This is a genomic window from Janthinobacterium sp. Bl 1, from assembly GCF_058215535.1.
Genome location: NZ_CM177086.1, coordinates 1,916,084 through 1,935,114, shown reverse-complemented (window position 1 = coordinate 1,935,114; position 19,031 = coordinate 1,916,084). Strand labels below are relative to the sequence as shown.

Below are 19,031 nucleotides of genomic sequence, written 5' to 3'. Positions count from 1 at the left end.
AACCTTCTTTATTGCCCACAAAGACGTAAAAAAACCCGCGCCACTTGCGAMATCGCGACGCTGCATAGCGTTTGGCTTCGGTGTTCATTATTCTACTTCCACCGTCTCCGGTGCAGCCGTCGGTGCCGCATCCGGCGGTTCCGGGAATTCCAGCAAGACCTGGTCCTTGTCGTCGAGGTCGACCGTGACACGTCCACCGGTGACCAGGCGACCGAACAGCAGCTCGTCGGCCAGGGCCTTGCGGATCATGTCCTGGATCAAGCGCGCCATCGGCCGCGCGCCCATCAACGGATCGAACCCTTTCTTGCCGAGGAAAGCACGCAGCTTTTCGGTAAACACGGCTTCGACCTTTTTCTCGTGCAACTGCTCTTCCAGCTGCATGAGGAACTTGTCGACCACGCGCAGGATGATTTCCTGGTCCAGCGCGCGGAAACTGATGGTCGCATCGATACGGTTGCGGAACTCCGGCGTAAACATGCGCTTGATGTCGGCCATCTCGTCGCCAGCCTGCTTCGAATTCGTGAAGCCGATCGACGTCTTTTGCAAGCTTTCCGCGCCCGCATTGGTCGTCATGATGATGATCACGTTGCGGAAATCGGCTTTGCGGCCATTGTTGTCCGTCAAGGTGCCGTGATCCATGACTTGCAGCAGGATATTGAAAATGTCCGGATGGGCTTTTTCAATTTCATCGAGCAGCAAGACCGCATGCGGTTTCTTGGTGATCGCTTCCGTCAGCAAGCCGCCCTGGTCGAAACCGACGTAGCCCGGCGGCGCACCGATCAGGCGGCTGACGGCATGGCGTTCCATGTATTCCGACATGTCGAAACGGATCAACTCGATACCGAGGATGAAGGCCAGTTGCTTGGCCACCTCGGTCTTGCCGACGCCGGTCGGGCCGGAGAACAGGAAGGAGCCGATCGGCTTGTCCGTCTTGCCCAGGCCGGCACGGGCCATCTTGATGGCCGAAGCCAGCGCGTCGATGGCGGGATCTTGCCCGAACACGACATTGCGCAAGTCGCGGTCGATCGTTTGCAGCTTGCTGCGGTCGTCCTGGTTGACCGTTTGCGGCGGAATACGCGCGATCTTGGCGATGATGTCCTCGATCTCGGCCTTGCCGATGGTTTTCTTTTGCTTCGACTTCGGCAAGATGCGCTGCGCCGCGCCCGCTTCATCGATGACGTCGATCGCCTTGTCGGGCAGATGGCGGTCGTTGATGAAGCGCGCCGCCAGTTCGGCCGCCGTCGACAGGGCCGAGGCCGAGTATTTCACGCCATGATGCTCTTCGAAGCGCGATTTGAGGCCGCGCAAGATTTGCACGGTTTGCTCGACGGTCGGCTCGTTGACGTCCACTTTCTGGAAGCGGCGGTCAAGCGCATGGTCTTTCTCGAACACGCCGCGGAATTCCGTGTACGTGGTCGCGCCGATGCACTTCAGCTGGCCATTCGCCAGTGCCGGTTTCAGCAGGTTGGACGCGTCCAGGGTGCCGCCCGACGCCGAGCCCGCACCGATGATGGTGTGGATCTCGTCGATGAACAGGATGCCGTTCGGATTGTCCTTCAACTGCTTCAGCACGGCTTTCAGGCGCTGCTCGAAGTCGCCGCGGTATTTGGTACCGGCCAGCAAGGCGCCCATGTCCAGCGAATACACGACGGCATTCTGCAGGATTTCCGGCACGTCGCTTTGCGTGATGCGGTAAGCCAAGCCTTCGGCGATAGCCGTCTTGCCCACGCCCGCCTCGCCGACGAGCAGCGGATTGTTCTTGCGGCGGCGGCACAGGATCTGGATCACGCGGTCGACTTCTTCCTCGCGGCCGATCAGCGGATCGATCTTGCCTTCGGCAGCGGCCTTGTTCAGGTTTTGCGTGAACTGGTCGAGCGGGCTTTCCTTCGGCTGGCCATCGACGGGCGCTTCTTCCACGCCTTCGGAGGCTTTCGCGCTTTCCGTCGACTGGTCCTTGCGCACGCCGTGCGAGATGAAATTGACCACGTCCAGGCGCGTTACGCCCTGCTGGTGCAGGTAGTAAACAGCATGCGAATCCTTTTCGCCGAAGATGGCTACGAGCACATTGGCGCCCGTGACTTCCTTCTTGCCGTTCGAGGCGGACTGGACGTGCATGATGGCGCGCTGAATCACGCGCTGGAAACCAAGCGTCGGCTGGGTGTCGACTTCGCCCGTGCCAGGCACGGTCGGCGTGTTATCGCCGATGAAATTGGTGAGGGTCTTGCGCAGGTCTTCAATATTGACCGCGCAGGCACGCAACACCTCGGCAGCGGAGGGATTGTCCAGCAGTGCCAGCAGTAAATGCTCAACCGTGATGAATTCGTGCCGTGCCTGCCGAGCTTCGACAAACGCCATGTGCAAACTTACTTCTAATTCCTGCGCAATCATACTTCCTCCATCACGCACTGCAGGGGATGCCCCGCCTTGCGCGCATGCGTTAAAACGAACTCCACTTTGGTACACGCTATATCTTTAGAGAACACGCCGCACACTCCTTTGCCGTAGCGGTGAACACTGAGCATGATTTGCGTCGCCGTTTCACGGTCCTTGTTGAAATACTCCTGAATGATGGCCACCACGAATTCCATCGGGGTGTAGTCGTCATTGAGCAAGGCCACCTGGTAGAGCGGTGGCGGCTTCAGCACTTGCCGCTCCAGCAGGGTTTCTGTGTCGTGCTTGGTTGCCATACGCTTATTCTAATGCTTTCACAGTGGTTGTCATGCGCAATATCTACGCCTTTCCAATTGTTTTCAATCTTACGCGTTTTCTTAATAGTGCGCAGATGGCGACCTTGCCGCCAAAATCAAGAGTTGCTTTTTTGGTTGTCGTGAAGAATTTGGCAATATCGATGGAAAAGCGCTTGACTTCATTATTTATTCCGCCAACAATGCTGTATCGACTGTTGCAGTAATGTACAGCTTGATAAGAAGTGAGACGTCGAGGAGGGGGCAAGAAGCTTCTTGCTTTTATGGCTCGTGTGATTTGTTTTAATTTTGAAAGTTCTTTTTATGGCAACAGGTACAGTTAAGTGGTTCAATGATTCCAAAGGTTTTGGCTTCATCACTCCAGATGATGGCGGCGAAGATTTGTTTGCTCATTTCTCCGCAATCAACATGAACGGTTTCAAGACCCTCAAAGAAGGTCAAAAAGTTCAATTCGAAGTCACGCAAGGCCCTAAAGGCAAGCAAGCTTCCAACATCCAAGCAGCCTAAGCATCGCCGGCCCTCAGATGTGAAAAACCCCGTTTTTGAACGGGGTTTTTTTTCGCCTGCAGGGTGCGCGGCACCCTGCCCCTCCATTACATGTGCTCGATCATCACGTCGCCGAATCCGGAGCACGACACTTGCGTCGCGCCTTCCATCAGGCGGGCGAAATCGTAGGTGACGCGCTTCGAGGCGATCGACTTTTGCATCGAGGAAATGATCAGGTCGGCCGCCTCCAGCCAGCCCATATGGCGCAGCATCATTTCCGCCGACAAGATCAGCGAACCGGGATTCACGTAATCCTTACCTGCGTACTTCGGCGCCGTGCCGTGCGTCGCTTCGAACATGGCGACGGAGTCGGACAGGTTGGCGCCCGGCGCGATGCCGATGCCGCCCACTTGTGCCGCCAGCGCGTCGGAAATGTAATCGCCGTTCAGATTCAGGGTGGCGATGACGCTGTATTCGGCCGGACGCAGCAAAATCTGTTGCAGGAACGCGTCAGCGATGGAATCCTTGACGATGATGTCGCGGCCCGTCTTTGGATTCTTGAATTTGCACCATGGACCGCCATCGATCAGCTCGGCGCCGAATTCCTTTTGCGCCAGCGCATACGCCCAGTCGCGGAAGCCACCTTCCGTGTACTTCATGATGTTACCTTTGTGCACGATCGTCACGGATGGCTTGTCATTGTCGATCGCGTACTGGATGGCCTTGCGCACGAGGCGCTCCGTGCCTTCGATGGAGACGGGCTTGATGCCCAGGCCCGACGTGGCCGGGAAGCGGATCTTGGTCACGCCCATTTCATTGACGAGGAAATCCATCAATTTCTTGGCTTCGGGCGAGCCTTGCTGGTATTCAATGCCGGCGTAGATATCTTCCGAGTTTTCGCGGAAAATCACCATGTCCGTCTTTTCCGGCTCTTTCACGGGCGACGGCACGCCCGTGAAGTAGCGCACAGGGCGCAGGCAGACGTACAGATCGAGCTGCTGGCGCAAGGCCACGTTCAGCGAGCGGATGCCGCCGCCGACGGGCGTCGTCAACGGGCCCTTGATGGAAACCACGTAATCTTTGAGTACTTCCAGTGTTTCTTCCGGCAGCCACACATCGGGGCCGTACACATTCGTCGATTTTTCGCCTGCGTAGATTTCCATCCAGCTGATCTTGCGCGCGCCGCCGTAGGCCTTCGCCACGGCAGCGTCGATCACCTTGATCATGACCGGGCTGATATCGATGCCCGTGCCATCGCCTTCAATGAAGGGAACGATGGGATTATCTGGTACATTCAGCGAAAAATCGGCGTTGACGGTGATTTTTTGGCCGTCAGCAGGTACAGTGATATGTTGATACATCGTGATCTCCGAAGTGGGGCACACCGCTGGCGGGCAACACAGGCCGGCGACGCGCTCTGCGGTTGCAGAGTTTACAAAAACAAGTCCGAACAGGGCGGCAACAACGCACTTTAGCAGGGAAAGAACACCCGGGCCATCCGCATCGCCAAAGAAGCACATCGCTATAGTCTTCTATAAGACATAAGACTAACATTTCACATTATGCACCAGTATCTTACAGGGCGCCACGCTTTTGCGGCGCCGACCAGCAGCCACCATCGTTTACATCAATTTATCCAGCATGCCACTCATCCTCTTCAATAAACCATTCCAGGTCCTGTGCCAGTTTTCGCCGCAGGAGGGCCGCGCCACCCTGGCCGACCATCTCACCATCCCCGGCATCTACCCGGCCGGCCGGCTCGACGCCGACAGCGAAGGCTTGCTGCTGCTGACGGACGACGGCCGCCTGCAGCACGAGATCAGCCACCCGGACCGCAAGGAAGCGAAAACCTACCTGGTGCAGGTCGACGGCGTGCCCGATGCGGCCAGCCTGGCGCGCCTGCAGGCGCCGCTGGACTTGGGCGACTTCATCACCAAGCCGTGCAAGGCCGTGCGCATCGCCGAGCCCGACTGGCTGTGGCCCCGCAATCCACCGATCCGCGCGCGTGCCGACAAGCCGACCTCGTGGCTGGCGATCACATTGAAAGAAGGAAAAAACAGGCAAGTGCGGCGCATGACGGCGGCCGTCGGCCTGCCCACCTTGCGCCTGGTGCGCAGCGCCATCGGCCCGTTCTCGCTGGCCAGCCATCCATTGATGCCCGGCGAATGGTGCGAAGTGCCAGCCGAAAACATTGGCAAGGCCTAAGCAGCACAAGAAAGAGCGGCGACGGTAGCGAATTTCCCAATAAGCACTATTTATTTTTAGATAATGCATTAAAATCATCCGACCTCAACATGACGAAAAAGGAAAGATGATGAAAAAAGTAATACTGACCGTGGCCACTTCCCTGCTTGCCGGCGCCGCACTGGCCCAGTCGGGCGCCCAGGTGCACGCATCCGCCGCGACCGATGCCGTCAAGCCGCCACCCGCATCGGCAGCCAGCCACGCCTCGGCCGCCACCGACGCCAGCAAGCCCGTGCCGCCGGCGTCCGCCTCCGTCAACGCATCGGCCGCAACCGATGCGCCGCGCCTGATTCCCCAGGCGCGCAAGACGAAGCAGCCGGCCGCTGAAGCGGGCAAGCCCGTGAAATAAGCGCAGTCCCGGGCTGACGGCGGCGAGCATGTTGCTGTAACCCCACGCTTTCGATGCGGCCGGGCAGCATGCTTGACCAGCCGGCCGCCAGCATGGCTTAATCGCCGCTTCGCAGCCACCGTCCCGCCCCATGAAAAATTCCCTTTGCCGTCTCAGCCTGTCCATCGCCCTGTTGTCTTGCGCCAGCATGGCCCAGGCGCAAACCAGGAGCCTGCAACTGTCGGCCGGCATGCATTTGATCCAGGCGGAAGTGGCCGCCACGGAAGCGCAGCGCGAACAGGGCTTGATGTACCGTGAAAAGATGGCGGCGAATGCGGGCATGGTGTTTGTCTTTGACAACCCATCGACGCAATGCATGTGGATGAAAAATACGCCGCTGCCCCTGTCGGTGGCCTTTATCGATGCCAGCGGCAAGATCGTCAACATCGAAGACATGCAGCCGCACACGCTCGACAGCCATTGCTCCACGAAGACCGTGCCCGTGCGCTATGCGCTGGAAATGCATCTGGGCTGGTTCAAGCAAAGGAACATCAAGCCAGGCATGAGCATCGGCAACTTGCCGGCGTTGCGCTAGGCCGTGGCGGCCGGCCGCTAGCGGACGCGGTCTTAAAAATCCGAATAAAAACGCGAAAAAACCCGCCAGAACGAATCTGCGGGTTTTTGCTTTTCAACCAGTGCCAGCGTACCGGCACAGGCAAGGCCACCGTGATGGCTTGCCTGCTGGCGAATATTAAGCGGACAGTGCTTTCAAAGCAGCTGCCAGACGGCTCTTATGGCGAGCTGCCTTGTTTTTGTGGATGATCTTCTTGTCAGCGATACGGTCGATGGTCGACACGGATGCTTGGAAGATTGCAGCAGCAGCTGCCTTGTCGCCGCCCTGGATCGCTTTGCGAGCAGCTTTGATAGCCGTGCGCAAGGTCGAACGTTGGGACGAATTGTGTGCGTTTTGCTTAACTGCTTGACGAGCGCGTTTGCGCGCTTGTGCGGTATTTGCCATGGAATTTCCTAAAACAGGGTCAAAGTGCGTTTGCAAACATTAGTGTTTGCCAACCGGTGCGTTCTGTGCGTCTGCCGAACCATGTGTGCCAAACCAGTGCCTGTCAAACATTAGTGTCTGCGTAACAGAATTCTGTACAGCCTTCGATTATAGCGATATTTTCAAGCGGGGGCAAATCAAAAAACCGTGTGTCACGCCAAAAACACGTGAAAATGAGGCTGGCAAGGGCGAATCGGCGGCAATTGTTACCATATTTTAACCGTTTAACGGTACCGCGCCCGGCTATAATCTGCCCCCATGAACTTGCTTAAAACCCTCGCCGCCATCTCCAGCATGACCATGCTGTCCCGTGTAACCGGATTATTGCGCGAAAGCTTGTTCGCGCGCGCTTTTGGCGCCGGCGCCTACACGGACGCCTTCATTGTTGCCTTCCGTATCCCCAACCTGTTGCGCCGATTGTTTGCCGAGGGGGCGTTCTCGCAAGCCTTCGTGCCGATCTTGTCTGAATACAAGAATCAGCATGGCCAGGAAGCGAGCAAGCAACTGGCCGACCATGTGGCCACCACGCTCGTCTGGGCCACCCTGCTCGTGTCCGCCATCGGCATCATCGGCGCGCCCTGGTTCGTCTACGTGATCGCCACGGGCCTGTCCAAGGACCCGGGCGCTTTCGATGCGGCCGTGTGGATGACGCGCCTGATGTTCCCTTATATTACTTGCATGTCCTTCGTGGCCCTGGCTGGCGGCATCTTGAATACCTGGCGCGAATTCAAGATTCCCGCGTTCACGCCCGTGCTGCTGAACCTGTCTTTCATTGCCGCCTCGCTGTTCCTCGCGCCCTATTTGAAGCAGCCGATCTACGCCATGGCGATTGCCGTGTTCGCCGGCGGCCTGCTGCAGGTGGCGATCCAGATTCCCGCGCTGATCAAGATCGGCATGCTGCCGCGCCTGTCGATCAATCCCGCCATCGGCCTGTCCGACGGCGGCGTGCGCCGCGTGCTGAAGAAGATGGGACCGGCCGTGTTCGCTGTCTCGGCAGCGCAGATCAGCCTGATGATCAACACGAGCATCGCGTCGCGCCTTGCCGAGGGCAGCATTTCCTGGCTGTCGTATGCGGACCGCCTGATGGAGTTCCCCACCGCCATGCTGGGCGTGGCCCTGGGCACGATCTTGCTGCCCAGCCTGTCGAAGGCGAACGTGGATGGCGACAAGACGGAATACTCGGCCCTGCTGGACTGGGGCTTGCGCCTGACTTTTTTGCTGGCCCTGCCCGCCGCCGTCGGCATGGCGACCTTGGCCACGCCGCTGATCGCCACCCTCTTCCACTACGGCAAGTTCACGGCCGAATCCGTGACCATGTCGACGCAGCCGCTCGTGGCCTACAGCCTGGGCTTGATCGGCATCATCCTCGTCAAGACCCTGGCGCCCGCCTTCTATGCGCGCCAGGACATCCGTACGCCCGTGAAGATCGCCATCGGCGTGCTGATCGCCACGCAGCTGATGAATCTGCTGTTCGTGCCCTACATCGCCGTGGCCGGCCTGGCCCTGTCGATCGGCCTGGGCGCCTGCCTGAACGCCAGTTTCCTGTACTGGGGCTTGCGCAGGCGCGGCATCTACCAGCCGAAACCGGGCTGGGCTAAGTTCTTCCTGCGCCTGCTGCCCGCACTCATCGTGATGGGTGGCGTGGCGTATGTGGGCGCCGTACGCATCGACTGGATCGCCATGCAAGCCCATCCGCTGCTGCGGGCAGGCGCGCTGGCCCTGGTGGTGGCCCTGTGCGGCGTGGCGTACTTTTCCACCTTGTTCCTCGTTGGCTTCCGCTTCCGCGATTTCAAGCGCCATGCGTGATTGCGCAGGACGCTGTTGCCCGCGTCTCGCATCAAGCAGCTGATCCAGACGAAAAAAAACCCGCCGAAGCGGGTTTTTTTCATTGCAGCGTAAGCTTAGTCAGCTTTCTTGGCGCGGCGGCGGGCCACGGCGCCAACCAGCGCCAGACCGCCCAGCAGCATGCCGTAGGTTTCTGGCTCTGGTACTGGCAGGGCCGAAACCGTGCCTACGTACTGAACATTTTTCACCAGGGTCAGGCCCGTGACTTGTACCGTGTAGGTGCCTGCGGCCAATTGACCTGCCCAGCTCAGATTCTGAATGCCGCTGGCCGTGCTCTTGGTCAGATCGCCATAGCCGACCAGGGTCGCTGCGAAATCCTTGATCGCGCCGTTAGCAACGGAGAACGTTTGCAATGCACCGAACGAGGTCGACGATGGGGCCAGCAACTGGAAGGTCCACGAATCATTGATCTCCGAATTGATGGCGAACTTGGTCGTGAAAGCCGACAGGGTGTCCGAACCGGTTGGATCCAGAATGCCCAGGTCGTACGTTGCTGCCGATGCGCTGAACGATGCTGCTGCCATGATGCCTGCAGCGATAAATTTCAATTTCATAGTTTATCCCTTAAAAAGTAATTTATGGCTGCAATGCGCAGGCCACCAATAATTTGAGTACCGGAAGTACCGAACGGAATGGTAGCATAATTGCATTGAATTACTTATAAATATTTTATCGAAGTTTCATCCGGGATAACTATTTTCTAAATGAACTATTTGCCGTTATCGATGAATTTCCACATAAAAATAGTTACCGACGCATACATTTATTTTTGTCACGTTTTAAGGTAAAAACGCCTATTCGGCAGTGTTTTCAGCGGAATTTTGCGGTTCAGGCTGCTCAATTGGCTCTGAAGGCGGTTGGTCTTGCGGTGGAGTAACAGGGCGAGAAAACAACGGTGACACCGGCAAGGTAGGCGCGATGCCGGCCTCATCACTTGCCGGCATAGCTGCCGGTCCTGCGGATGGCACGGACGACACCTGGGCATCGACCATGAAGCGCCATTCCGAGAAATGCGCCTTGCCTTCGAAGCCGGCGAACCTGGCCTCGAAATTACCGACCTTTAATGGCGCCGCCTGCGACAGGCTGTGCACGCCAATGATGCCATTGCTTCCCGGCTGGTACAGCAAGCCCCACTCGGCGCGGCCCGTGATGGGATCGACAAACAGCTTGCGCAAATGCCGGCGCAGCTGGGGCGTACGGGGATCGCGCAGCAAGGCGGCAAGGCTCGGCGGCTGTTGCGGCTGGCCCGGCGGCGTGGCGGCCGCATAGCTGTAGAGGGCATCTGAAAACTGCGCGCCAATGTCGAGCAATTCCTGCTCGGCCGCCTGGCGCTGCAGCAAGGAACCCATCTTCAGGCCGGCCGCCCCCACGAGACCCAGGATGGCCACCAGGATAATCAGGCCCAGATACGTAAAACCGTGCTGGCGGCGGGCAGGACAAGGCATGGCAGCTACCAGTCGGCGAACGGCGTGCCGCTACGGTCCTTGCCGGGCGCGCCGCTTTTCACGTCATACACTTGGCCCGGCGTATCATCGGGCGGCGGCACGATGAGCCAGCTGCTGTCGCTATCCGTGATGGGATCGATGGGCATGGCGCGCAGGTATTTCTTTTCCACCAGTTGCTCCAGCGAATCCGGATAACGGCCCGTATCGCCGTGGAACTGGTCGATGGTCGTGCGCAGATTGCGCAGGTTGTCCGCCAGCACGGTTTCCTTCGCCTTGTCGAGGCTGGGAAAGTAGCGGGGCACGGCCAGGGTCAGCAGCAGCGCCACGATGCCTAGCACCACCAGCAATTCGATCAGGGTAAAGCCGCGTGTGCGGACTCGGGTGTTTTCAGCGGCCATGGTTCACCATAGACGGTAAGGCACGTTGTTCAAGCCCATCTTGCCGGACGTGGAGTACACATCGTAGACATCGTCGCCCTCGCGCGGTTCGGCCGCTTCGCTGGCGTAGCTGCGCTTGCCCCACGTTTGCGCATCACTGAGGCCAGCATCCGCATTGAACGGGTCGCGCGGCACGCGGCGCAAAAAGAACATCTTGCTGCGCTTCGGGTTGCGCTGGTCCGCCACGCCCTCGACCAGCAGCTCCAGGCTTTTCGGATAACCGCTGGCGTCTGTCGCGCGCACAATGCGGCCTTCGTCGCCAGCCCGTTTATACGCATCGATCCCCTGGCGGATCTCGCGCAGCGCGCGCCGCAATTCCTGCTCCTGGCGCCGCTGCACCGTCACTTGCGTGACGGGGATCACCAGGGTGGCCAGCACGCCCAGGATGGCCAGGGTCACCAGCAGCTCGATCAGGGTAAAACCGCCCTGCCCCCTCTGCGCATGCGCCAGTCTCATTTGGCAGGGGGCGGCGGCGGGCTCACCGGTACCGGCTGGCTCGACGACAGTGGCAAGGGCGCCGCCTGCAGCGGTACGGGCTGGCCCGACGAAATCGGCAAAGGCGACGGGGACGGCTCGGGCGACGGCGCCACTTCCGGCGCGGGCACCGTCTGCGGCAGCGGCGCCGGCAAAGCGCCCGGTGTCATCATCGGCTGCGCCGGCGCCGGCTGCATGCCGACGGCCGACGGGCCGGAACGCACGATCACCGTGCCCGGCATCTGCGTGGGCGCCTTGGCCGCCATGTCGGGACGGCGGCGGAAGCTGCCTTCCGTACCGGCCGAGAATTCCGACTCTTTCGCTTCCGGACGCTGCACCGTGCGCACCAGGTGCGGCGTGATCGACAGCACGATTTCCGTCTTCTGGCTGTCATCCTTGCTGCTGCCGAATAGCCGCCCAAGCACAGGGATGTCGCCCAGGCCCGGCACCTTGTTGCCCGAGCTGCGCTCTTCATTGTTGAGCAGGCCCGCCAGCACCTGGTTTTCGCCATCCTTCAGTTGCAGCATGGTCGACGCCTGGCGCGTGCCGATCTGGTACAGGGTCGAGCCGCTGCGGGTGGTGGTGGCAGCCCCCAAGTTGCTCACTTCGAGCGAGATGCGGATGCCCACCTCGTTGTTCAAATAGATGGTCGGCTCGGCATTCACCGTCAGCCCCACGTCCAGGTAGCTGATCGACTCGGAAGCGAAGCCGCCCGTGCCCGGCGAAATCGTGGTGGTGACCACGGGCACCCTGTCGCCGATGACGAACTTCGCCTTTTCCCGGTTGCGCACGCGGATGCGCGGGTTGGCCAGGATGTTCGCGTCGCCGTCCGTCTTGTTGGCGTTGGCCGTCACGGACAGGTCGCTCACACCGATGGTGCGCTGGTTCAGCTTGTTCAAGTCGCTGATGGTCAGACCGATTCCGCCCGAGGTGGAAAGCGGCGTCAAGGTCAGGCTCGATGGCCAGGCCACGCCCAGTTCCATCAGGCGGCTGCGCTTGACTTCGAGGATTTCCAGTTCCAGCACCACTTCCGCCTCGGGCACGTCCTGCAGCGCGATCAGGCGCTCGGCCAGGCGGATCGCCTCGGGCGTGTCGCGCACGATGACGAGGTTGAGCTTTTCATCAGCCACCACGTCGCGCGTCTTCAAAATGGTCTTGAGCGTATTGGCCACCTGCTTGGCGTCCGCGTTCGCCAGGAAGAAAGTCTTGACCAGCACTTCCTGGTACTCCTTCAATTTCGCCGCCACGTTCGGGTAGATCAGGATCGTGTTCGCATCCATCACCTGCTGCTCCAGCTGGTTCGTCACCAGCAGGAAGTAAACGGCCGATTCCACCGTGCTGTTTTTCAGGAAGATCGAGGTTTTCGCGTCCGCCTTAACGTCCTTGTCGAAGACGAAATTGAGGCCGGAACGGCGCGCGATCAGCTCGAACACCTGTTTTAACGGCGCGTCGCGAAACTCGATCGTGATCGGCTGCTTGTACGACCTGGCCAGACCCGACTCGACCACGGGCGGCGCCGTTTTGTCGTCGACCTCGCGCAGCAGCGTGCGTGCGCCCGCATGGTTCGGCTGCTCGGTCAGGATGGCGTTCAGGCGCTGGCGCGCGGGGTCGTAGCGCTTGGTGTCGATATCTTTCTGCGCTTCGGCCAGCAGCTTGCCCTGGCGCTGCTCGCGCTCGAGCGCGCGCAAGCCGCTGTTGGCCCGCTCGTTCTGCGCATCGATTTCCAGCACGCTCATGAAAGAAGCGCGCGCCAGATCGCCCTGCCCCGCCTGCGCCTGGCGCTCGGCCTGCTGCAAGCGGCTGCCGGTCGCCCGTTCGCGCGCCTGCAGATAGGCGCTGCGGTATTGCGCGTTGCCGGGGTCTTGCTGCAACGCTTCCTGCAGCTTTTGCAGGCCGGCCGGCACCTGGTCTTGCGCGATCAGCTCGCGCCCGTCGCGGTAGGCTTGCTGCCCTGCGCAGCCGGACAGCAACAAGAGCAACAGCGCCGATGAAAAGGAACGAGACATCACTCGGAAACTCCAATGTTGAGCTGCTGAACCTGGTTCAACGGCAGATAAGTGAGCGTCATGACGGGCGGCGCGATCGTCACGACCTTGTAGGCGCCATCGATGACGGTATTGGCGCGCACGATATACGTCTTGTCGGCGCGCGACAGAAACACTTCCCAGGCGCCGTCGGCGGCCGCCTTGCCCAGGTAGACGAAAGGCAGCGGCGGCGCCATTGGGGGCGGAGGCGGAGGCGCGGCCGTCACCGCCATTTTCGGCGGCGGCGGATTCCAGTTCTGGCTCTGGAAGACCGCGCCGGCACCGCCAAAGGTGTCGCCATCCTCGCCCGCCACTTCGCTGCGCGGCAGCAGGGCCAGGATGGCCGGCTGCGCGGCTGGCGCCTTGGCGGTGGCATGGCGCGCGGGCGCGACGGCCCGCTCCACCGCCTCGGCCACGTCGGCCACGGGCTGGCGTTCGCCGAACAGCAGCAAGGCGCCCGCGCCCAGCACGCCGGCCAGCATCAGATAATGGCGCGGCGTCATGGCGCCACTCCCGCATCGCCCGGTGTATCGGTCAGATAAAACGTCAGGCGCAAGCGCGCTTCGAGATCCGTATCGGCGATCTGCTCGCGGCGAAAACTCAGTTCGTCGAGCGAGGCGAAAGGGACGGCGCGCAGCGCTTGCAGCGCGAACTGCGACACGGCCGCATAACTGCCCTTCAGCGGCAAGGTCACCTGGTAGGTGGCGACACGGCTGGCCTTGTCGTAGCCGCTCTTGTATTCGCCCTGCGCCAGCAGCAAGCCGTTTTTCGCGGCCAGGTCGAACAGCTGCTTGACTTGCTGCTCCGCGTGGCGCTGCTGTCCCAGGGCGGCATAAAAGCGCGCCAGGTTTTCGCTGGCTGTCGCCGGTGGTACTGCGGCCACCACGGCCAGCGCTGGCTGCGACAAGGGCCGCGCTTCCAGCTGCGCCGCCACGGCGCGCTGCTGCCAGGCCCAGACCCATGCAGCCGCGCCCAGCGCAAACAGGGCCACGGCCAGGCAGGCGGGCGCGCCCAGCCGGCGCAGCAGCAGTTGCGCGCGCAGGCGCAAGCTGTTGATGTCGATGGCCATCATGGCGTGCCCCAGCGCGCTTCGAGCTGGAAGCGCAACGGTTTGTTCGGATCGAGCGCGTTGATTTCATGGCGCAGCAGTTGCACGCGCGTGCCGAACAACTCCTGCTGCTTCAGTTGCGCCACATACGCCACCATGGCATCGCTGCTGGTCGTTTCCGCCGTGATCTTCAGCACGCGCTTGCGCGCGTCCGGTTCCAGCGCCAGCAGCGCGACTGCGGGCGGCGTGGCGCTGGCCAGCGCATCCTGCAAGTCGCGCCACGGCAGGTTCAATTGCAGGATGGCCGCATTCACGGCCGCCGCCTGCGCCGGCGCGATCGGCGTTTGCGGCGCTGGAGCCGGCCCCTGCGTGGCTGCCAGCACGCGCTGCTGCGCGCGCTGCAGCTGTCCTTCGCGCAGCTGCTGGCGCTGCAGCGCGGCGCTGCCGCTGTACGCCGCCGTGACGGCCAGCGCCACACCCAGCGCGCCGACGCACCACGCCCACGCGGGCACGCGGTGCAGGCTGCGGCGCCAGTTTGGCGGCGCGAAATCGATATCGAGGCGCGTCATGCCACGCCTCCGCTATACGCCAGCCGGGCGGCCGGCGACAAGCCGTTTTCGCCATCCGGCGTGGAAAAAACCTGGCAGTGGAACTCTTTCGCCGGCATCAGCCAGCGGGCTGGCGGCGCGCCGCACAGCTGCAGCAGCGCTGGTGCGGACACGCCTTGCAGCAGCGCCTCGCGCGCCAAGGTCTGCGCCAGCCAGTCCCTGCCAGCGCCAGGCGGCACGGGCAGCGCGCGCACGGAGCGCAAGCGGCCTTCGTGCCGCACGGCCAGGGTCAGGGCGCTCTCCTGCAATTGGCCAAACCAGGCGCCCGGTTTCAAGGCGCCGTGCCAGCGGTTCCAGTGGCGCGCGAATTGCGGCGTAATGAAAATCAGGGCCAGCTTGCGTGCTTCGGCCACGCGCGTCAGCTGCGCCAGCAACGCACGGGGCACGGCGCAGAAAAACGGCGCGCGCGCATCCCAGGCGCTGCTGCTGTGCCACAGGCCCGGTGCATCGCCATACAGCGACTGGAAGCGCAGCGCGGCGGCCGCCTCGATGTCGGCCAGGCGCGCGGCGCCCTGCGGCATGTCCACTTGCCACAGGCGCGCCAGTCCATCGTCGAGCACCACGGACAAGGGCCAGCCCGCGTATTCGCCAGCCGGCAGTATCTGTTCCAGCACCTGGCCCAGGGCGGCAAAGTCGCCATGCGGCGCGTCGTCCGGCGCATACGCGGCTTCACCGAGCGGCGTCCACGCGGGCGCGCGCCAGCGGCTGCTGCGCCACAGGCTTACCTTGCCCGCCGCCACGCCCAGGCGCAATCCTTGTCCAAGACCTCTACGCATGCAAGGTGACCCTCTTGATTTCCGTGATGGTGGTGGCGCCCCGCTTGACCAGTTCCAGCGCCGCTAGGCGCAGGCTGCGCGTGCCGTTCGCATACGCAGCCGCCTTGATCTGGCGGATCGGCTTTTTATCGACGATCAGTTCGCGGATTTCATCGGTCAGCACGAGGATTTCGGCGATCGAACGCCGCCCCTTGTAGCCCGTGCCGCGGCAGTCGCCGCAACCCTTGCCCTGCTTGAATTGATAGTCGGCCACGTCGGCGCGCGCCAGGCCCACGCTGGCCAGCTCGGTATCGTCGGGCGTGTAGTCGGTGGCGCAATGGGGGCAGTTGGTGCGGATCAGGCGCTGCGCCCAGATACCGTTCAGGGCCGAGACAAACGCATACGGGTCGATGCCCATGTGCGTAAAACGGCCGAACACGTCGAACACATTATTCGCATGCACGGTGGTCAGCACCAAGTGGCCCGTAAGGGCCGATTGCACGGCGATTTCCGCCGTCTCGCGGTCGCGGATCTCGCCCACCATGATCTTGTCGGGGTCGTGGCGCAGGATGGAGCGCAAGCCCTTGGCAAAGGTCAGCCCCTTCTTTTCATTGACGGGAATTTGCAGAATGCCGGGCAGCTGGTATTCGACGGGGTCTTCAATGGTGATGATTTTTTCGCGCCCGTTATGGATTTCCGTCAGCGCCGCGTACAGGGTCGTCGTCTTGCCCGAACCCGTGGGACCGGTGACGAGCAGCATGCCGTAGGCTTCCTGCGCCAGCGCGCGCAAGGCGACCAGCGATGGCGAGTCAAAGCCCAAGGCTTCAAGGGTCAGGGCGCCATACGCTTCGATCATGGCGCGTTTGTCGAGGATACGGATGACGGCATCCTCGCCATGGATGCTGGGCATGATGGAGACGCGCAAATCGATTTCGCGCCCGCCCGACTCGACGCGGAAGCTGCCGTCCTGCGGCACGCGGCGCTCGGCGATATCGAGTTCGGCCAGCACTTTCAGGCGCGAGATGATGTGTTCTGCCACTTCGATGCCGTTGACGGACGTGGCGTGATCGAGCACCCCGTCGACCCTGTACTTGACGGCCAGGCCGCCGGCCGTGCTTTCCAGGTGGATGTCCGAGGCGCCCGCCTTCAGCGCGTCATACAGGGTCGAGTTGACCAGCTTGACGGCGGGGCTGGCCGCTTCCGAGACGCTGGCGAACGACAGCACGGCGGCCGTCTTGCCGTCGCGCCGCGCGTCGGTGGCGGCGCCCGGCAGCAGGCTGTCGACGGCGCGCGCCGATTCTTCCTGCTTCGACAGGTAGGCGCCGATGTCGGCCTGCAACGCCAGGCGTACGTCCAAGGCGCCCTGCCCCGCGCGCGCATTCAGCCAGGTTTGCAGGTCGAGATCGAACGGGTCGGCGATCACGCCCACCAGCTGGCCGCCGGCGGCGCGCAGCAGCACGCTGTGGCGCGCCAGCGCCTGCGACAGGGGCAGCACATCGAAGGCGGGAGACAAGGCCAGCATGTCGGCCGTTTCCAGCACGTCCAGGCCGAACGGGCGCGCCAGTTCGCGCACCACGGCGCGCGCCTCGATGCCGCTCAGCTCCTGCAATTCCTCGACCAGGCTGCGCTTCGATTGCCGGCTCAGGATGCGCGCGCGCTGCAGCAGCGCGGGGTCGATGGCGGCGGGAACGGAGGAAATCTGGTTCATGAAATATCGCCGGCAAGGTCAAAGATGGGCATGTACAGCAGGATCACGATGGCGCCCACGACGAGGCCGATAGCGGCCATCAGCAAGGGTTCGAAGGTGCGCGTAAAACGGTCGATCCAGCGGCTGATCTCGCCGTCATAAAAGGCGGCCGACTGCGTCAGCATGGGGCCCATGTCGCCCGTGCGCTCGCCCACGCGCAGCATGCGCAGGGAAATCGGTGTCGTCAATTGATGCTGCTCGAACGCGGACGACAGCGGCTGGCCAGCCTCGATGGCGCCGCGCGCGCCCTGCAACGATGCCTGCATGCCCGGCGAGACCATCGCCTGCACGGTGGCGATCGCCTGCACAATGGTGATGCCGCCTTCGGCCAGCATGCCCAGGGTCAGGTACAGGCGCGACAGTTCATAGATGCGCACGCGCTCGCCGATGCCGGGCAACTTCGCCAGCAGGCGCGCCACGCCGCCGTTGCGCAGCACGCGCCGCACGGCCGTGAACACAATGCTGCCGGCCAGCGCCAGCCCCAGCAACAGCAGCACGCCATGCTGCGTGACGAACTGGCCCCAGCTGAGCATCACTTGCGACATCCACGGCAGGTTGCGGCCGGCGCCCTGGTAGACCTCGGCAAAACGGGGCACCACATAGCTGATCAGGAAGGCGCTGACGCCGCCGCCCACGGCCAGCAGGATGGCGGGATAGATGGCGGCGCTGACGATTTTGGAGCGCACCGCATCGATGCGCTGCTGGTAGTCGATGTAACGCGACAGCGCGCGCGGCAAGTCGCTCGTGCCCTCGGCCGCCTTGACGATGCCGATGTACAAGGGGGGGAACAGTTCCGCCTGCTCGCCCAGCACGGCGGAAAAGCGTTTGCCTTCGCGCAAGCCTTCCAGCAGGCGCGTGAGCACGCTGCGCGTGGCCGGCGACGCTTCCTTTTCCAGCAAGGCTTCCAGCGCCTCGACGATGCCCAGACCCGCTTGCAGCAGCGCCAGCAATTCCTGGCTGAACAGCAGCAAGGGCAAGGCCCGCGCGCGCTGGCGCCCGGCGGCGCTGAACGGCGTGGCCCGCACGGGGCGGATGGCGCTGACAAACAGGCCGCGCGCCTCGGCCTGGCGGCGCGCGTCGGCTTCGTCGCGGCCGTCGATCACGCAGGTCTGCAAGGTAGCTACGGCCTGGTCCGTGGAAAGCGCGCGTACTTCGAACTGCATGATGGCTTATCCGTAGGAAAAAGAATGGCGCTGGCGCTATTGCGAGCTGATGTCGGCGTTCTCGCCGCTGCCGCCCGGCTGGCCATCCTTGCCCATCGAGACGATGTCGTATTCGCCCTTGCTGCCCGGCGCGCGGTATTGATACGCATGGCCCCATGGGTCGAGCGGCACGGCTTTTTTCAGGTAAGGGCCATTCCAGCGCGTGCCGGCGGCGGGCGGCGCCACCAGCAGCGCGGCCAGGCCTTCTTCCGTAGTCGGGTAGCGGCCCACGTCGAGGCGGTAGGTGTCGAGCGATTTTTCAAACGCCTCAATCTGCGCCTTGGCCACCGTCACTTCGGATTTGCCCAATTGGGCGAAATACTTGGGGCCGACATACGCCGCCAGCAAGCCGATGATCACGATGACGACCAGCAATTCGAGCAAGGTAAAGCCGCGCGCATGGCGCGTTGCCGCAAGGTTCTGCCTGTGTGCTGCATGCATCCGGTAACTCCTTATTGCCTACCTTCAATCCATTGCGTCGCTGCGCGCGGCGGATGGCCACGCACGGGCGACACGCGCTTGCCTGATGCTTATCAGCCTACCATGCCGGTTATGGTTAATACAATCTTTTCTTTGCTCTGTGAACAACAAATTCCTGCGGAAACCATCCAGTGTGCGCGAAACCG

21 protein-coding genes are annotated in these 19,031 nt (G+C 62.2%); 5 read left to right on the top strand and 16 right to left on the bottom strand.

Translation table 11 applies throughout. The features are described 5' to 3' along the window. Window positions 1-87: 87 nt before the first annotated feature. Both clpA and clpS read right to left on the bottom strand, forming a co-directional pair. On the bottom strand, window positions 88-2,388 hold the full coding sequence (gene clpA, locus AC4BCN_RS08725; RefSeq protein ID WP_490493074.1) for an ATP-dependent Clp protease ATP-binding subunit ClpA: 2,301 nt from the start codon (window positions 2,386-2,388) through the stop codon (window positions 88-90). Beyond that, entirely contained in the window at window positions 2,385-2,687 is a 303-nt protein-coding gene (gene clpS, locus AC4BCN_RS08720) for an ATP-dependent Clp protease adapter ClpS (RefSeq protein WP_034751577.1), read from the bottom strand. The genes clpA and clpS overlap by 4 nt, the downstream gene beginning before the upstream one ends. Before the next feature lie 321 nt (window positions 2,688-3,008). Here clpS and cspE point away from each other — a divergent pair, with 321 nt between their 5' ends. After that, window positions 3,009-3,212, top strand: a complete 204-nt coding sequence (cspE, locus tag AC4BCN_RS08715) for a transcription antiterminator/RNA stability regulator CspE (protein ID WP_010395943.1) — start codon at window positions 3,009-3,011, stop codon at window positions 3,210-3,212. A gap of 86 nt (window positions 3,213-3,298) precedes the next feature. Here the strand turns inward: cspE and icd are convergent, their stop codons facing one another. Continuing rightward, a complete protein-coding gene (gene icd, locus AC4BCN_RS08710; protein WP_070303844.1) occupies window positions 3,299-4,552 on the bottom strand; it encodes an NADP-dependent isocitrate dehydrogenase in 1,254 nt (417 codons plus the stop codon). 280 nt (window positions 4,553-4,832) lie between these two features. Between icd and AC4BCN_RS08705 the strand changes: the two genes are divergently transcribed. The 3 genes from AC4BCN_RS08705 to AC4BCN_RS08695 all read left to right on the top strand — a co-directional run bounded on the left by AC4BCN_RS08705 (window position 4,833) and on the right by AC4BCN_RS08695 (window position 6,358). Next, complete coding sequence (locus AC4BCN_RS08705; RefSeq protein ID WP_092715225.1) at window positions 4,833-5,396, top strand: pseudouridine synthase; 564 nt, start codon at window positions 4,833-4,835, stop codon at window positions 5,394-5,396. A gap of 109 nt (window positions 5,397-5,505) precedes the next feature. Next, window positions 5,506-5,784, top strand: a complete 279-nt coding sequence (locus AC4BCN_RS08700; RefSeq protein WP_034751586.1) for a hypothetical protein — start codon at window positions 5,506-5,508, stop codon at window positions 5,782-5,784. A 130-nt stretch (window positions 5,785-5,914) separates the two neighbouring features. After that, the gene (locus tag AC4BCN_RS08695; RefSeq protein ID WP_139092724.1) at window positions 5,915-6,358 is read left to right on the top strand and encodes a DUF192 domain-containing protein; all 444 of its coding nucleotides are present in this window, start codon (window positions 5,915-5,917) and stop codon (window positions 6,356-6,358) included. Window positions 6,359-6,514: 156 nt separating this feature from the next. Here AC4BCN_RS08695 and rpsT read toward each other — a convergent pair whose 3' ends face one another. Further along, window positions 6,515-6,781: a 30S ribosomal protein S20 gene (gene rpsT, locus AC4BCN_RS08690; RefSeq protein ID WP_010395935.1), complete on the bottom strand. Its 267-nt coding sequence runs from the start codon at window positions 6,779-6,781 to the stop codon at window positions 6,515-6,517. Window positions 6,782-7,078: 297 nt separating this feature from the next. On the opposite strand from rpsT, the gene murJ reads away from it, so the two are divergent. Beyond that, window positions 7,079-8,626, top strand: a complete 1,548-nt coding sequence (gene murJ / locus AC4BCN_RS08685; RefSeq protein ID WP_490493065.1) for a murein biosynthesis integral membrane protein MurJ — start codon at window positions 7,079-7,081, stop codon at window positions 8,624-8,626. Window positions 8,627-8,721: 95 nt separating this feature from the next. Here the strand turns inward: murJ and AC4BCN_RS08680 are convergent, their stop codons facing one another. From AC4BCN_RS08680 to gspG, 12 genes are all read right to left on the bottom strand, one after another. Continuing rightward, window positions 8,722-9,219 carry an FxDxF family PEP-CTERM protein gene (locus AC4BCN_RS08680; RefSeq protein ID WP_058048378.1) on the bottom strand — a complete coding sequence of 166 codons (498 nt, stop codon included), beginning with the start codon at window positions 9,217-9,219 and terminating at the stop codon, window positions 8,722-8,724. A gap of 240 nt (window positions 9,220-9,459) precedes the next feature. Continuing rightward, window positions 9,460-10,110 (bottom strand): type II secretion system protein, encoded by a 651-nt coding sequence (locus AC4BCN_RS08675; RefSeq protein ID WP_490493062.1) that lies wholly within the window; start codon window positions 10,108-10,110, stop codon window positions 9,460-9,462. Window positions 10,111-10,115: 5 nt separating this feature from the next. Then, the gene (locus tag AC4BCN_RS08670) at window positions 10,116-10,508 is read right to left on the bottom strand and encodes a type II secretion system protein (RefSeq protein ID WP_230515355.1); all 393 of its coding nucleotides are present in this window, start codon (window positions 10,506-10,508) and stop codon (window positions 10,116-10,118) included. A 3-nt stretch (window positions 10,509-10,511) separates the two neighbouring features. Continuing rightward, window positions 10,512-11,003, bottom strand: coding sequence for a type II secretion system protein (locus AC4BCN_RS08665; protein ID WP_490493060.1), 492 nt, complete (start codon window positions 11,001-11,003; stop codon window positions 10,512-10,514). Further along, window positions 11,000-13,027: a secretin GspD/PilQ domain-containing protein gene (locus AC4BCN_RS08660; protein WP_490493584.1), complete on the bottom strand. Its 2,028-nt coding sequence runs from the start codon at window positions 13,025-13,027 to the stop codon at window positions 11,000-11,002. The genes AC4BCN_RS08665 and AC4BCN_RS08660 overlap by 4 nt, the downstream gene beginning before the upstream one ends. After that, complete coding sequence (locus AC4BCN_RS08655) at window positions 13,027-13,548, bottom strand: hypothetical protein (protein WP_436482926.1); 522 nt, start codon at window positions 13,546-13,548, stop codon at window positions 13,027-13,029. The genes AC4BCN_RS08660 and AC4BCN_RS08655 overlap by 1 nt, the downstream gene beginning before the upstream one ends. Further along, entirely contained in the window at window positions 13,545-14,117 is a 573-nt protein-coding gene (locus AC4BCN_RS08650; RefSeq protein ID WP_490493058.1) for a hypothetical protein, read from the bottom strand. The genes AC4BCN_RS08655 and AC4BCN_RS08650 overlap by 4 nt, the downstream gene beginning before the upstream one ends. After that, window positions 14,114-14,662, bottom strand: coding sequence for a hypothetical protein (locus AC4BCN_RS08645; RefSeq protein ID WP_490493057.1), 549 nt, complete (start codon window positions 14,660-14,662; stop codon window positions 14,114-14,116). Before AC4BCN_RS08645 ends, AC4BCN_RS08650 begins: the two co-directional genes overlap by 4 nt. Further along, the gene (locus AC4BCN_RS08640; RefSeq protein ID WP_490493055.1) at window positions 14,659-15,477 is read right to left on the bottom strand and encodes a hypothetical protein; all 819 of its coding nucleotides are present in this window, start codon (window positions 15,475-15,477) and stop codon (window positions 14,659-14,661) included. Before AC4BCN_RS08640 ends, AC4BCN_RS08645 begins: the two co-directional genes overlap by 4 nt. Next, complete coding sequence (locus tag AC4BCN_RS08635; protein ID WP_490493054.1) at window positions 15,470-17,164, bottom strand: GspE/PulE family protein; 1,695 nt, start codon at window positions 17,162-17,164, stop codon at window positions 15,470-15,472. The genes AC4BCN_RS08640 and AC4BCN_RS08635 overlap by 8 nt, the downstream gene beginning before the upstream one ends. Beyond that, entirely contained in the window at window positions 17,161-18,366 is a 1,206-nt protein-coding gene (locus AC4BCN_RS08630; protein WP_490493052.1) for a type II secretion system F family protein, read from the bottom strand. Before AC4BCN_RS08630 ends, AC4BCN_RS08635 begins: the two co-directional genes overlap by 4 nt. Before the next feature lie 36 nt (window positions 18,367-18,402). Beyond that, entirely contained in the window at window positions 18,403-18,846 is a 444-nt protein-coding gene (gene gspG / locus AC4BCN_RS08625; protein WP_034751618.1) for a type II secretion system major pseudopilin GspG, read from the bottom strand. Window positions 18,847-19,031 lie beyond the last annotated feature (185 nt).